Genomic DNA, 13,527 nt, shown 5'->3' with positions numbered 1-13,527 from the left:
ATTTTCACTTCCTCTTTACCTCGCGCATTAGACTTGCTCATCGCGGTTATTACGTTCGAGGCTAACCTTTAGTTTTCTATGATCGAAAGTGCGGCCAGCGATGCCTGACGTGGATCATACCTGAGAGGCAGCTCCTGGCCGGCAAGCGACCGCTTGCCGGCCGGATGTAAGGTCAGACTTCAGTTTGCTCTGCAATCTCCAAAGCGTCATCAACCTCGATCCCCAAATACCTGACGGTGCTCTCGAGCTTGGTATGACCGAGGAGCAGTTGGACGGCTCTCAGGTTCCGTGTCCGTCGGTAGATCAAAGAGACCTTAGTTCGCCGGATTGAATGCGTTCCATAAGCGGAGGTGTCGAGGCCGATTGACGCCACCCAGCGATGGACCAACCGGGCATATTGTCGGGTCGATAGATGCGGCGAAGAACGCAAACGGCTGGGGAACAGAAAGTCGCCGCAGCTTAATCCCCGTGCGCGTATCCAGTTCTGGAGGCATTCCCGAGTCTGTCCAGTAATCTCAAACTGCACGGGTCGATGCGTCTTCTGTTGCATGACTGTTGCACGCATGCCAACCTGGCTTCCTACACTGACATCCTGAACGCGGAGGCGAATCAGATCGCACGCGCGCAGCTTGCTGTCGATGGCGAGGTTGAACATCGCTAAGTCTCTCGTGTTAGCAGTGAGCTGAAGGCGCGTACGGATGGCCCAGATCTCCGATAACTTCAACGGAGGCTTCTGCCCCGTCAGTCTTCCCTTGTTCCACGGGGCACGGTGGGTGACAGATGATTGGGAGGTAGTCATGACTAGCTCCTAAAGTGGATGGGAAACTATTTTGCGTCTGTTGCGGGATCCTCGTGCGGAGGACGCTAGTCCCACTCCGCCTCCGACACCAGCTCCGCTGAAACGACCCCTTCGACGCTCATCTGGTAGAGCTTCCGGTAGCACAGCGGACATGGCGCCCAGTCCAAGGCCTGATTGCCTCCGATTTCGAAGTGGAGTTCGCGAATCCGGACGGGGACCCCGCATTTGCAGACGAGAATCTGGGTATGGTCATCCATCGCTTATCTCCTTGGCATAAGGGGTATTGCAGCATGTGACGGCCGGAGATTTCCATGGATCAGCGAGTTACTGATCTCCTCAGCATGCGTCCGGAGGCACCGCAGGCTCCGAAGAGCCGAAGCATAGGACCAAAATTTTCGTGCGGGGGCAGTTTCGGATCTTGCCGATTCATTGGTTGCCGAGACTCAATCGCATAATTCCCGTGCGGGACGTAGGGGGGCTCGGCGAGTGGGCCGTGACGGACCCTTTTGCGACAGTGTGCTACCTCGAGGTCGACGACCGAAATCCTATGATATCCCGTCGTTTGGATGCGCATTGCACCCGATTGGCTTGTCGGCAACGGCTGAGAAGTTAAGCGCGGCACAGTGCGAGCAGCACCTCTCGAAGCACGATAGCTTGGTTGTGCTGCTCGTCCTTCGCGCCGTACACCAGCGTGATCGGCCGGCCTCCCGCCGCCACCAGCAGTGCGCGCAGGCGCGCTTGTTGCGCGTCGGTGGCAAGTTCCGCGCGATAGCGGGTCTGGAACAGCTCCCAGCGCTCCGGAAGGTGGCCGAACCACTGGCGTAGTTCGGTGCTTGGCGCAAGGTCACGGGCCCATTCGGCCAGCGCGAGCGTTGCCTTGCTTTCTCCACGAGGCCACACGCGATCGACCAGCACACGGAAGCCGTCATCGGGAGAAGCCGGCACGTAGGCGCGCCGGATGCGAATGACTTGGACGGGGTGAGCGTTGTGCGACAATTGCTTTTTCTCCGTATGCGCGCACCAGGCGCTGCCAGCATACTGCCCGTTTGCTGCGGCGCGTGCTTTCCAATCCGCACTACCACGCTGAGACTGTCAACGAGGAAACCTTCGAGCAGTATCGCGCCGAACTAGCTCACTTCCGCTATGTCGGGCGCCAGAGCTACCGCGACGGCCAACTTGCGTGAGGCAGTGGCCGCAATGTTTCAAAGCTGGCGCCATAAAAATGGGTGCCCATCTCCGTTGGCCCGCAGGTTGAGGTCATTGAGGTTGGCACTGGCGATTAGTGTGAAATCGCACTAAGGCGTTCTCCGGCCCCTGTCCGCGTCCAATGTAGACCTAGAACGGATGAGGGGCAATCTGGCGCGCCTTTGAGCATTCCAACGGGCGGCTATCCTCATCGCGCGCTGAAGTACAGCTTTCCGGGGGAGTTCAGCACGCTATGGAGTTTTCAACCTAATTAGCCAGCGTCCTCTTGAAGGGGGCGCCAACTATTCTGGCAAGGACGAAACGCTGCGTTAGCTCGATTCCAACTCAGCGAGTTGGGCCTCCGTCGCCATAGGCAGCCGAAACACGAACATGCTTCCCAACCCTTCGGTCGAAAATGCCTCGAGAGTGCCACCCTGCGCTTCCATGATCGAACGGCAGATTACCAGCCCCATTCCCATGCCGGTTTCCTTTGTCGTAAAGAACGGATCGAAGATGCGAGCGAGCGTCCCGGCGGCGATCCCAGTGCCAGTGTCCTGCACGCTCACCACCACATAGCCGGTGTCCACGGTTGAACTGACGATCAGCTCGCGGGCCTTGGGCGGGGTTTCGCGCATGGCGTCGATTGCGTTGCTGATCAGATTCAGAACGACCTGCTGCACCTGGATGCGATCCCCAATGACGATTGCCTTCGCCGCATCCAGGCGAGTTATCAGGTTCACCTGATGCGCCTCGATGTCGGCGCGGGTCAGGCTGGCTACGTCATGGATCACATCGTCCACCACCATAGCACCCAACGCGGCGGGCGCCTGCTTGGCCAGCGAACGTAATGCGCGCACGATTTCGGCAGCCCGCAGGCCGTCGTTCCTAATCTGGTTTAGCCCCCCCAGCGCCTCGCCGATATCGGGTGTGGCTCGCTGTAGCCACCGCAGGCTCGCGTCCACGCACGAAATGATGGCGCCGAGTGGTTGGTTAATTTCATGTGCGATCGAGGCGGCTAGGCCACCCATCACGGTCAGATGAGAGGTGCGGGCGAGTTCAGCGCGTGCACTCGCCAGCGCGGCTTCGGATTTAGCCCTCCGGGCGTTCTCGTCGATCAACTCGGCATACAGCCGCGCGGTCTCGAGTGAAATCGCCGCCTGGGGTGCCAGAACCTCGAGCATGGCCGTGCGACTCGGCGTAAATACGTCGGGCGCCAGATTGTTCTCTAGGTACAAGACTCCAATCAAAGTGCCGCGCTTGACCAGCGGCAGACAGATAACCGAGCGCAGCACGCGCGTTGCAGATTCCGCGTTAAGTTCTGACATCGCGTGCGCCTGCGCGTCGGAGATCACGAGCGTACGGCCTGTTCGGACCACGTTGTTCAGTACCGCGAGCGACATAACGTCAGCAGTTGGCGCAAGGGTACCGAGGGTCACTGCCACATGGGAACCCTGCACCCTTCCCGTAGCCTCGATTAAGGGGCTCCCATCGCGCATTAGCAGCAACAGCCCGTATTGAGCGCCGGCATGCACGATCATGTTCGACATCAGCGTCTCAATGAGGCGATCGAGTACCACTTCTTCGGACAAGGCCTGAGCAGCCTTAATTCCCACTTCCAGGTCGAGCGCAGCCTGCCCACCGTCGTCCGAGGAAGCCGGGTCGGAGATTACCTCCTCAGCAAGGAAAGGATAGTGCGTCTCAAGTTGGCTCACCTTGTAGTTAGCGCCCCAGCGTCGGTAGCAGTCCCGCGCCATGCGCACATGTTGCCGCGCCGAAGTCTTCAGCTCCAAAGCGTCGCAATGCAGTGCTGCCGCTTCATGCGCAAGTGCTTGTTCGTGGACGAAGCTAGCCACTGCAGACGCGCTCGCCGACTGCTCGAAGCATTGCATCGCCCTGACATCCTCGCCGAGCAGTCGCGCGAGTTCGCCATCGACCAACAACAGCTTGCCACGAAATGTTGCGGGATTGAGCTCCGCCCATCTGGCCAGCCTGGCGCGGCGAGCGACGATGAACGCGACGGCCTCCTCCCGATTGCCGCTAACATGGGCCACCCGGGCCTGCGCCAGCGCGCCGAACACTAAGCAGTCGCAGGCGTTGATGTGCGCAGGCATGGCCCATTCCAGCGACTCAGCTAACGCAAGGCACTCGACTGCATGCGCCGCGTCGCCCAGAAAGAACGCGCTCATGCCTTCGTATAGATGCATCAGGAACACGGTGGACATTGACCTAGCCCCCATTTCCCCTGGCTGCCTTCCCGTATGGGCCTGATGCTCGCCATCCGTCTCACCGAGTGATGAAGGGCCGTGCCGCATTCCGCGTACGTATGCTTGTTGTGCCGTGAGGATTAACTCAACGTCCTTATACTGAACACGCCGGGTCAACTCTAGCCCGAGACGAATCTCATCTTGTACATACCCGAGATGCTCGCCCATCGCCGTGAGATCGGAGATCAAGTGATTGAACGCATAGCATTGCATGGGCACATCACCCACGGCACGGGCCGCTGCACCCGCCTCGCGGATGCGCGCCAACGCTGACGAAAGCGGCTGCGTCCACGGGCTCATCTGGTCCACGGCCACCAGTGCGGCGATGTGGCCGCTCTCGTTGTTCAACCGGCGGGCCAGGCGCAACGCCACCTCGCCGTACGCCAAGCCTTCTTCGTAGGCCTCGTACAGATGAGCAATTTTCACGCCGAACCAGGCAAATCCGTAAGCGCTGTCTTGCGTAGCTCCATGCTTAAGTGTGAGTTCCACCATTTTCGCGACGTGGAAGAAGCACAGTTCGTCGTTGACGAAGAACGACGAGATTAGCGTAGACAGCAGGCCCATCGCCACTTCGATCTGCTTGTCATCGGCAATAGGAAGATGCTCAATCTCGGCGATAGGGCGACCGTCTAGGGCACCTTTTACGTCCTCGTAGGCTTGGCGGACTTGTTCGGGCGATGCCGAACGCCGCAACTCGATACCCAGTAACGTTAGGCCGGCAAGCGCCGCGGAGATTGCTCCCTCGTATTCAGAGTTGATCGTTTGCAGGGTCGCTTTAAGACGATATGCCGCGGCCTTGTCGATCGATTGCACGGCGTTGTGCAGCAGCGCCTCGATCTCGCTCGCTGCAGCATCGAGCCGTGCCTGGGATAGCAAGCACTCACAGTGCAGCATGCTAATGGCGACGGCAAGTGGATATTGGTCCGTCCACCAATCCAACTCCACCATACCCGACGCAGCCTCGAGATAGCTCACAGCTTGATCGATCGCGGCAGCCTTGCGTGCGCGCCGCGCTGCCACCAGTAGCGCGCCGGCAAACTGCACCCGTTCATGCGAGGACACGTTATGCAACATCGCCCGCTCGATCTGGTTAGCTATCTCAAACGCGACCTCCGAAGGCGCTTCCGGCCAGAGATCGATCATCACGGCTGCAATACGCGCATGCTCTCCCGGACGATCACTGCTAGGTGTCAGCGCGTAGCCCGCTTCTAGCACGCGATCGTGCGGAAATACATAGTCCCGGCCATCGCGCAGCAACAGGCCGGCATCAACCAATGACTGAACTGCTAGCTGCAGTTGGGCCGGACGCACACCTGCCACGCGCGCCAGCAGGTGCCCATCGACGCGATGGCCGATGCAGGCGAGTTGGCGCAGGATCTCCCGGCCGTCCACGGAAAGCCGGTCCAGCCGCCGGATCATCAAGTCGATCACATTGTCTGAATAGCGGCGCCGCATGGCCTCGGCGCTGTCCCATGTCCATTCGCCCGCGTCCGAGTCAAAACGAACCACACCCTCGTCGGCCAGAGAGCGCAGCAACTGATAAATGAAGAAAGGATTCCCGGCCGCTTTTTCGTGGACTACGTTGGCTAACGAGCCAACATCGTCGACTTGCCGGTTGAGCATAGCTGCGACCAGGGCGCTCACGTCAGGAACCGAAAGCGGGCGGACCTCGATCTCCGTCATCCTCACCGCGCTGCTACGCAGCGAGGAAAGCATCGCGCCCATCTGCTCCAACAACCCTAGGTCGTGATTGCGGTAAGACCCGACCAGGAGAACACCCTCAGGCGGTTGGTTGGTGAAAGCGGACAGCAATGCCAACGTGGAGTCGTCAGCCCACTGGAGGTCATCGAGAAACAGAATCAGCGGGAGCCCATCCAGCGCGAATGCTGATAGCCCCTGCAATATGGTGCGATGCGCGCGGATCAGCGCCTGGGGAACTGGAAGCTCCGGTAGTGCAGGACATGGTCCGATCACGTGCGCGATCTCCGGCACCAGGTCGACGAGAAGCTGCCCCTTGGCCCCTACAGTGGCTGCTAGGCGCTCGCGCACGCGGGTCACGGACACGTTATCACCGCTTAGCAGCCGAACGGTAAGCGAACGCAGCATCTGCGCCACAGGTGCGAAAGGAATGTCGCGTTGCTGCTGGTCGCTCTTGCCTGTGGCGGAACGGCTCGGGTAGGATCCGCTTGCGCGAGTCAACTCGTCTACCAGAGCCGACTTGCCCGCGCCTGGCGCCCCGGATACCAGCACGAGTTCCGAGTGGCCGCCAAGTGCGACCCGCTCGAATGCTGCGGTCAGCAAATCCATCTCCGCCGCGCGGCCAAACAGGCATTGTGGCCGGGCAATGGAGCGCGGCGCGCCGGACAGGCCGAGTTCAAATGATGGAATGTCACGAAGCCGTTCCCATTCCGACTGGCAGCGCAGCAGGTCGGCTTGGAGCAGCTGCGCGTTTTGGTACCTGTCCGCGGGGTCCTTCGCGATTAGCTTGAGCACCAACTCGCTCAACTGGGCAGGCATCTCCCTGACGGCATTAGGCCGTACCGGCTGAACCGCAACGTGGGCGTGCAGCCACGCGGCGTTCGAGTCCGCGCGCAACGGCAGCATTCCGGTCAACAGCTTGTATAGTACGACTCCCAGCGAGTACAAGTCGCTTGCTTGGTCGCTATACGGATGGTGAACCCGCGCCTGCTCCGGTGCAGCGTAAGCGATAGCGTCGTGGTTCCACGGCATGGCGGCGGGCGGCGTGTCACCTAGCAGGTCGGCGGCATAACCAAATGATGCCAGCAAGATGCGCCCGTCCCCGGCATCCACCAGCGTGGCCGAACGGATGTCTCGGTGGAGCAGATCACGCGCGTGCGCTTCGGCCACTGCATGCGTCGCGCCAATGGCGATGCGCAAGAAACGGTCGATCGAAAGCGAAACTCCGTGCGCTATTGATTCCAGCTTGGAGTGACCGGTGTCACTGTACAATAATACCAGCCGATCGGCGGTGCGAATGGTCTCCACCGGCGCCACGGCCCAGTTCGGATGAAGCCGATCTACCAGCTCACTTTCCCGCTCGAGCCGGCGGCATCCATCGCCTGCCGACCAACGCGCGCTTGCTGTGATCCACGTGGTGTTGGTTGCGCGATCGGTCACGCGGTTCCAAACAATCTCTCCCTCGGCAAACAGACGCACGCGCGCACATCGCTCAAGCCAAGCTTCGTCGAAACGCGGTTTAGTGAGTGGGGTGGGATAGCCAATTGACGACATGGAACGAAGAGGTGGCGCCGGGCTTCAAGGCCCGATGTTGAATGATATTTTTTCGCCGCGTGCCAGAGGCTTGCGGTTGTCGGTATTGTATTGATCGATACTTCTCGCAATCCATCGGGCGTAGGCAACGATATGCAATAGCGGCTATGGTCGGTAATTCAGCCCAGCGCCGACAGCGGATCTGCCTATTAACATTCCGGGCACGAAGCCGGCGTGCTGCTGCGGGGTAAACTCGCCATAGCTCGCCGGGGTTCGAAGGTGTTCGGTACGCTCATGCGGCAGTTCCTTGAATCCAGCGGCATGCTGGACTTTACGAGCCGATGCCGTCTGTTAATAGAACCGGTGTGCTGCTTTTGTACAAACGTGTGCTCTATTCCCGCAATGCGCGATACGCCAGGCATAGATGGCGCATCAATGCCGCTTCTGACGGCGCCATTCGCCCGGATTGATGCCCACGACCTTGCCGAAGGTGCGGGTGAAATGGCTTTGGTCGGCGAAGCCGCACAGATGGGCGATCTCGCCCAGCGACAGGTTGCTGTGAGCCAGGTAATGCTGAGCGCGCTCGATCCGCTGCAGCACCATCCAACGGTGCGGCGGCATGCCGGTACTTACGCGGAATGCCTTGGCAAAGTGCGCGCGCGAGAGGTCGCAGGCTTCTGCAAGTGTCTCCAGCAGGATCTCGCCATCGAGATGGGCCATGATCAGCGCCTTGGCACGGTCTTCCTGCCAAGGCGCCAGCCCGGCGTGCACGCGGCGAGCCGGCACCTGCACGCCGGCGTAGGTCTGCACCAGATGGGCGCGCAGCGCCAGCGCCATATGGTCGATGAAGAGCGCCGAGGCTTGCTCCGGGCGCGCCAGCGCCGGCAGCAGCGCCTGGCTCAGGTGGTGGACCACGGGGTCGGAAACGGCCAGGTGAGGCGGGCAGTGCAGGTGCTGTACGGCGCGGATACCGAGGTCTTTGGCGGTTTCGGTCAAGGCGGCCTGCGGGATGTAGAACTGCATGCAGTCGTACTCGCCGATCAGGTTGGCAGACCAGTTCCGTTCGAGATCGTAGATGGCCAGCCAGCCGGCGCCGTAGGGCACATGCGGTGCGGGCTTGCCGCCGAGCCAGAGTTCCTGTTCGCCGAACGGCCGCAGCTGCAGGATGACCAGGTAGGCTGGTTCTCGCTCGTAGGGGTCCGTCATGCCGGAGTGGCGCCGGGTGCTTTGCACCCTCGTGATGCCGACTGGCGAGTACGGCAAGGCGCGGCTGACGATCGTTTGCGTGACCTCCGCGTGCATGTGTGCGGAGTATTGCCAAGTAGATTCGGGGGCGGACATGGTGAAATCATTGCCCGACGCTGGTAGACATGGTGGAGTGACGGTCGGGCCCCAGCATCCGCATTTAAGCACAGGACGCCCGCTCCCGCCACGATAAGGGGGCGGCAGAAATCGCCGCCCGAGCCTCATCAGACTTCGCCCTCGCCTCACAAGGGACGCGTTGCTTGGCATACGACTTCACCTTGCTGGCGAATTTCCGCTTCCGCTTCTTTTTGCACTCGTCCCGGGGCTTGTCCACGCTGGCTACCCAATACAACACCGACGGCGTGCAGGTTTCGCTCGCCGACAGGAAGTCCTCGCGGGCTCTTTTGTGACCCGCCATCGGCGCCATACGAGGGGGGAAAGAGACATTGGACCGACGGCCTGCCGGACGGCCGCCCGCCTGGAGCGGCCCGCTCTAACCGACCCCAAGTCGCCATGCGATGGCGTAGGAAAGGATGTCCCATCTCAGAGCAAATCGGCAGCGGGCGGTCTGCAGCTACGCTTTTTCGGCTTGAGCGTAAGGGCAAATGCGGAGCCTTACTCTGGTGATTTCGGTCGAGCCCCCCGCACCGGTTAACAGATCAGTGGCACTTGTGTCCGCATCTCGGACAATCTAGTCGGTGAAATCTGCCTGCAAGGGCGATTCGAAGCCGTGTACCACGCCATACACATCAAGCGCGCAGAAGCCTTTCTGCAGAACCTCTGCCAGTACCACAGGGGGGGCTATCCCAGGTAACGGCGTGTCCCTGGTCAACTCGGTAGCACAGCGCGTGTCAGGCGCGCCCAGCCAATGGCGCACCAGCAGCGGGCAGTCGATCAGGTCCTTGCCGCCGGGCAGGATCAGGGCGCGGCTACCGCGGCGCAGCAGAACTATGTGCATGGCAAGCAGAGGCAATTCAGATTGTTTTATCGTAGCGAGGCCGAACGTACTTTGCCAAGACTTCCAACTTGCCCCGAAATTGCCTGACAAGGGACGCCTTTCGCCCCCCTTGGCTTTCGTGCATGCGCAAAGCCGTCCAATACTCGGCGCGCCAAGTGATCTTTTGCGGGTTCGGTCTTATGTGCTCAATCGTCCTCTTGAAAAGGCGCTTTTCTGTTGCTATTTTTACTTCCGCTCAGGCAGTCGCGACGTCGCGCTGCGTGTTTCTATTTGTTTGCCGTCAGTGAGGCAGGTGAATGGGAGCGCGTAATGCCCCTCACTCCTCACTGCGCCTTTTTCAGGAGGATACGACCATGGCTGACGCATTCTTCGGGACCGACCTCTTCAGTGACCTCGAACGACTGCAAAAGCAGATGACGGGCCTGTTTGGAGGATTTCCTTCCAGCATCCGCGCCGGGCGCTTCGGCGCATTCCCTCCAATTAATGTTGGTGCCACTGACGAATCAATCGAGATCGTTGCGTTTGCACCGGGTATCAAGCAGGAGAATCTCGAAGTTGCTATAGACCGTGGGCTGTTGACCATCAGCGGCGAACGACATGCAGTTTGGCAAGAAGACATGCCGGAGGCAAGACGCTATGCGCAGGAGCGCTTTATCGGCTCTTTCAGAAGAGTCATTGAGCTCCCGGAAGGCGCTGACCCTGACAAGGTTCAGGCCAAATATGCCAACGGTTGCCTCTCAGTCAGTGTAGGTAAGCGGGAGGCGTCCAAGCCGAGAGCGATTACGGTCAAATAAGTGAAGGAGCCTGCCATGAACGACACCACCCAAGTCGCGCACCGCAATGATGGTCCCATGGCCCAACGCCATGAGAACGAGGCCACCCGCACAATGACCTTGGTCCCCGCAGTTGACATCGTGGAAGACAAGAATGGCGTGACGCTGTGGGCCGACCTTCCTGGAGTAAGCCGTGAAAAGCTTCAGGTAAATGTCAACGACGGGACTTTGCATATGGAAGCAGAGGCCGTCGTGCCGATGCCGGCGGATTTGCGGGTTCAGCACGCCGAGATTCGCCAGCCTCATTTTGCGCGGTCGTTTGTCATCAGTGCCGATCTAGACCCCACACAAATCGAAGCCCAGTTAGAGGACGGTGTCCTGAAACTCATCATCCCACGCCGTGACGAGGCGCGTCCAAGACGCATTGAAATCAAAATTTCGTAGGTGCCATGGGAGGCCGGGAGACCCTTCTCAATCTCCCGGCAAAGAGGTGGCTTCCAGAAGCAAGCCCAAGAAAAGAGGTGACTATGGAGTTCGATACTGACTGGATTACGTTAGGCCCTCACCGCATCCGGCTTCGGTGCGTTCGCGGGTTCCCGACTGAAAAAATGCGCAGCATCGCTGAGCTCGCCCGCATTGGCGTCGAGCACAACATGAGCGCCGCCGCCCGCCTGCTAGAAGTTGTTGCGGATCGCTCGAATTCGTACTCAATCAATATTGGCACGACTTTTCCAAAGGATAAGGATGTCGTCCCGCATCTGGAACTGGCGCTGGCCACAATATTTGGGCTAAAAGCGGAGCAGCTTAATATAGAGATGACCGTTGTTAGCCAGACTGAAGTCGATCTTCACTTCGGGGTGTACGAGCGCATGCTTGCTGAAAAAATTGGAATCGTCCCTCTCATACAGTGAATTTAAGCGCGACATTAACGCGAAGAGCTCAGTCTCATACAATTCCGTGACATGTAGAGAAGATCCTGCGCTTCTGTGGGCTTTGTTGATCGTAGGCCGGAAATCTTCAGATGTTGGCCCGACCGTGCGGTTCGGAGAAGGTTCGAATGCTTGGTGCGAGGCTGAGGACGACGGGGCGGTGGTACTGGCCGCCCCCTAGCCGAGCACAGATGCAGGGAGGGGCATGCAGAGTCCAGCCTCTGCACCGCCTTCGGAAGCGGCTGGTAGTTGCAAGGTCCTGGCTGGGGAAGTGCGCCGAAGTTGTTGGGACCAGTCACCAAAGGCTTGAGTCAAGGTCGGTTTATAACCCTAAGCGGACTATCGTCTGACTAAATCAAACGTCCGTTCAGCGTTCGTAAGCTGTCGCGCGAGAGACTGCAGTGTGGAAGAATCTCGCATAGACCTGGGCTTTTAAAGCTTCACGTCGGCCCAGTCTTTCAGAACACATGCTTCAACCCCACCATCGTCCCGAATTGGTTGCCGCCGGGTGTCGGGGAAGTGTTGGTGTTGTCGCCGCTGCTTACCGACAACGACAGATTGCCACGGTTGTCGATAAAGCCCGCTGTCACATACGCCGACGTGCGCTTTGAGAACGAATAGGTCGCGCGCACCGCTTCCAGCCATGCCTTGTTTGGGCTGTGGCTGTAGCGCAGCCAATAGATCTGCGCCGCGAGGTTAAGCGCAGGCGTGAGGTCGTAAGCTGCGCCGACGTAATAAAGCTGGCTATGCGGCGTCGTGCTGCCGTCGTTGTCGCGAATCGTTCCGCCTATGCCCACCTTGACGTTGTTCATCAGCGAATATGCGCCGAAGATTATCCGGTTGTCCTTGAGCCCGCTGCTCGTGAGTCCACCGGTGGCGTCCGCGCCGCCGCGCAACGACTCGTAGGCTGTGGAAACGCCCCACGTGTTCGTGTCGTAGGCAATCATCGCCGACCATCCGCGGCAGGCTTGCTTGTCTGCAGGGCTCTCACCCGCGCAGTTGGCGCCGGCAGGTGCACTGACGACATCACGCCCAAGACTGTAGGTACCGGCGATGGTGATGTTGCCAAACTTTCCGCGGTAGCCAATAGCATTGTCAGCGCGAGGGTTCGCCCGATAGGAATCCACCACGTTGCCGCCGTACACGTTCGAGGTCAGGATGTCGGAGTCGAGCGTCGCCCAGAACTGCATTGTGAACTGTCTGCCAAACGTGAGCTGGCCCCAGCGATCGCTGCTCAGGCCCACGTACGCCTGGCGGCCGAACAGACGTCCGCCCTGGGCAGATGTTCCAGACTCCGGTGCAAATCCGGACTCCAGAACGAACATGGATTTGATTCCGCTGCCGAGATCTTCCGTGCCGCGCATGCCCCAGCGCGAGGGCACCGTGCCCGTAAATTTGGGCATGCGTACCACGCCAGAACTTGCCGCGCCTACGTGGTTAATGTACTCGACGCCGTTATCGATTAGCCCGTAGAGAGTGACCGACGATTGTGCCAGCGCGATGCTGGGCAGAACCGCCAGCGCACCGAAAATCCATTTCGAACTTTGCATGGTCTCCTCCATTTTTATGAACTTTTATCTGCAATCGACTGCGTTCGGACGAACGCAGTCGTCGCGAACACACGAGCAGCGTCGCGGCGCGAAGGGGGTGCTTCAAGGGTGGGAAATACGCAGGTGGAGGCGCGGCCTCGCACCTCGCAGTTATGACGACCTGGTATCGGCCTGCAATGTCACGCGACGGTGCGAAATACGCCACTGACCGTCGTCGCAACGACGAAAGCTGTCTTCGTAATCAGCGAGCAACAGTTGAGGGAGCACCGTCAGGGGGAACGTGACAGGCCTCATGGCCTTTACGACGACGCCTATTGACGTCGCGGTGGCATAGTCGGCGTCGCGTACATCGACCACGATGTTTGAAATGATGTGTCGCGAGTAGTTTTGCGGCCGCGCCACGTAAAACGCGTGCAGCGCGGCATGCCCTTTTACGGCTTGCCCGTCGGGGCGCAGCCAGATCCCGTCGGGGGTGAAGGCGTCGAGAAACGCTTCGACGTGGTTACCGTCTGCCGCTTTTGCGTATCTGTGAATGGCCTTCGTGCAGCTCCACTCGGCCAGCATGATCGCCATTGTTGCATCATCCATACGCG

General features: G+C 59.8%; 11 protein-coding genes. 3 read left to right on the top strand and 8 right to left on the bottom strand.

Annotated features, from left to right (window positions below; translation table 11 throughout):
* Nucleotides 1–172 precede the first annotated feature (172 nt).
* From GA566_RS28440 to GA566_RS28415, 6 genes are all read right to left on the bottom strand, one after another.
* Entirely contained in the window at nucleotides 173–799 is a 627-nt protein-coding gene (locus tag GA566_RS28440) for a tyrosine-type recombinase/integrase (RefSeq protein ID WP_160474910.1), read from the bottom strand.
* A gap of 65 nt (nucleotides 800–864) precedes the next feature.
* Nucleotides 865–1,056 (bottom strand): hypothetical protein, encoded by a 192-nt coding sequence (locus tag GA566_RS28435; protein ID WP_137927043.1) that lies wholly within the window; start codon nucleotides 1,054–1,056, stop codon nucleotides 865–867.
* A gap of 352 nt (nucleotides 1,057–1,408) precedes the next feature.
* Nucleotides 1,409–1,795, bottom strand: a complete 387-nt coding sequence (locus GA566_RS28430) for a DUF488 domain-containing protein (RefSeq protein ID WP_160474909.1) — start codon at nucleotides 1,793–1,795, stop codon at nucleotides 1,409–1,411.
* Nucleotides 1,796–2,313: 518 nt separating this feature from the next.
* Nucleotides 2,314–7,425, bottom strand: a complete 5,112-nt coding sequence (locus tag GA566_RS28425; RefSeq protein WP_370459382.1) for an AAA family ATPase — start codon at nucleotides 7,423–7,425, stop codon at nucleotides 2,314–2,316.
* Between the two features lie 486 nt (nucleotides 7,426–7,911).
* Complete coding sequence (locus GA566_RS28420) at nucleotides 7,912–8,820, bottom strand: AraC family transcriptional regulator (protein WP_160474907.1); 909 nt, start codon at nucleotides 8,818–8,820, stop codon at nucleotides 7,912–7,914.
* A gap of 595 nt (nucleotides 8,821–9,415) precedes the next feature.
* Nucleotides 9,416–9,682, bottom strand: a complete 267-nt coding sequence (locus tag GA566_RS28415) for a hypothetical protein (protein WP_160474906.1) — start codon at nucleotides 9,680–9,682, stop codon at nucleotides 9,416–9,418.
* A 353-nt stretch (nucleotides 9,683–10,035) separates the two neighbouring features.
* Between GA566_RS28415 and GA566_RS28410 the strand changes: the two genes are divergently transcribed.
* The 3 genes from GA566_RS28410 to GA566_RS28400 all read left to right on the top strand — a co-directional run bounded on the left by GA566_RS28410 (nucleotide 10,036) and on the right by GA566_RS28400 (nucleotide 11,366).
* Entirely contained in the window at nucleotides 10,036–10,476 is a 441-nt protein-coding gene (locus tag GA566_RS28410) for an Hsp20/alpha crystallin family protein (RefSeq protein ID WP_160474905.1), read from the top strand.
* 15 nt (nucleotides 10,477–10,491) lie between these two features.
* Nucleotides 10,492–10,899, top strand: coding sequence for an Hsp20/alpha crystallin family protein (locus GA566_RS28405; protein WP_137927060.1), 408 nt, complete (start codon nucleotides 10,492–10,494; stop codon nucleotides 10,897–10,899).
* An 83-nt stretch (nucleotides 10,900–10,982) separates the two neighbouring features.
* Entirely contained in the window at nucleotides 10,983–11,366 is a 384-nt protein-coding gene (locus tag GA566_RS28400) for a hypothetical protein (RefSeq protein ID WP_160474904.1), read from the top strand.
* Between the two features lie 476 nt (nucleotides 11,367–11,842).
* Here the strand turns inward: GA566_RS28400 and GA566_RS28395 are convergent, their stop codons facing one another.
* Both GA566_RS28395 and GA566_RS28390 read right to left on the bottom strand, forming a co-directional pair.
* Nucleotides 11,843–12,934, bottom strand: a complete 1,092-nt coding sequence (locus GA566_RS28395; RefSeq protein WP_160474903.1) for a porin — start codon at nucleotides 12,932–12,934, stop codon at nucleotides 11,843–11,845.
* Nucleotides 12,935–13,084: 150 nt separating this feature from the next.
* A complete protein-coding gene (locus tag GA566_RS28390) occupies nucleotides 13,085–13,522 on the bottom strand; it encodes a nuclear transport factor 2 family protein (RefSeq protein ID WP_160474902.1) in 438 nt (145 codons plus the stop codon).
* Nucleotides 13,523–13,527 lie beyond the last annotated feature (5 nt).

Source organism: Cupriavidus sp. SW-Y-13 (assembly GCF_009793345.1).
Taxonomy (GTDB): Bacteria; Pseudomonadota; Gammaproteobacteria; order Burkholderiales; family Burkholderiaceae; genus Cupriavidus.
The sequence above is the reverse complement of the archived record's forward strand: the minus strand, read 5'-3'. Positions and strand labels throughout refer to the sequence as shown.

Excerpts from the sequence above, each read along its gene's own strand:
- GA566_RS28435 (WP_137927043.1), bottom strand. The coding sequence starts at position 1,056 with ATGGATGACCATACCCAGATTCTCGTCTGCAAATGCGGGGTCCCCGTC.
- GA566_RS28390 (WP_160474902.1), bottom strand. The coding sequence starts at position 13,522 with ATGGATGATGCAACAATGGCGATCATGCTGGCCGAGTGGAGCTGCACG.
- GA566_RS28420 (WP_160474907.1), bottom strand. The coding sequence starts at position 8,820 with ATGTCCGCCCCCGAATCTACTTGGCAATACTCCGCACACATGCACGCG.
- GA566_RS28440 (WP_160474910.1), bottom strand. The coding sequence starts at position 799 with ATGACTACCTCCCAATCATCTGTCACCCACCGTGCCCCGTGGAACAAG.
- GA566_RS28395 (WP_160474903.1), bottom strand. The coding sequence starts at position 12,934 with ATGCAAAGTTCGAAATGGATTTTCGGTGCGCTGGCGGTTCTGCCCAGC.
- GA566_RS28400 (WP_160474904.1), top strand. The coding sequence starts at position 10,983 with ATGGAGTTCGATACTGACTGGATTACGTTAGGCCCTCACCGCATCCGG.
- GA566_RS28410 (WP_160474905.1), top strand. The coding sequence starts at position 10,036 with ATGGCTGACGCATTCTTCGGGACCGACCTCTTCAGTGACCTCGAACGA.
- GA566_RS28415 (WP_160474906.1), bottom strand. The coding sequence starts at position 9,682 with ATGCACATAGTTCTGCTGCGCCGCGGTAGCCGCGCCCTGATCCTGCCC.
- GA566_RS28405 (WP_137927060.1), top strand. The coding sequence starts at position 10,492 with ATGAACGACACCACCCAAGTCGCGCACCGCAATGATGGTCCCATGGCC.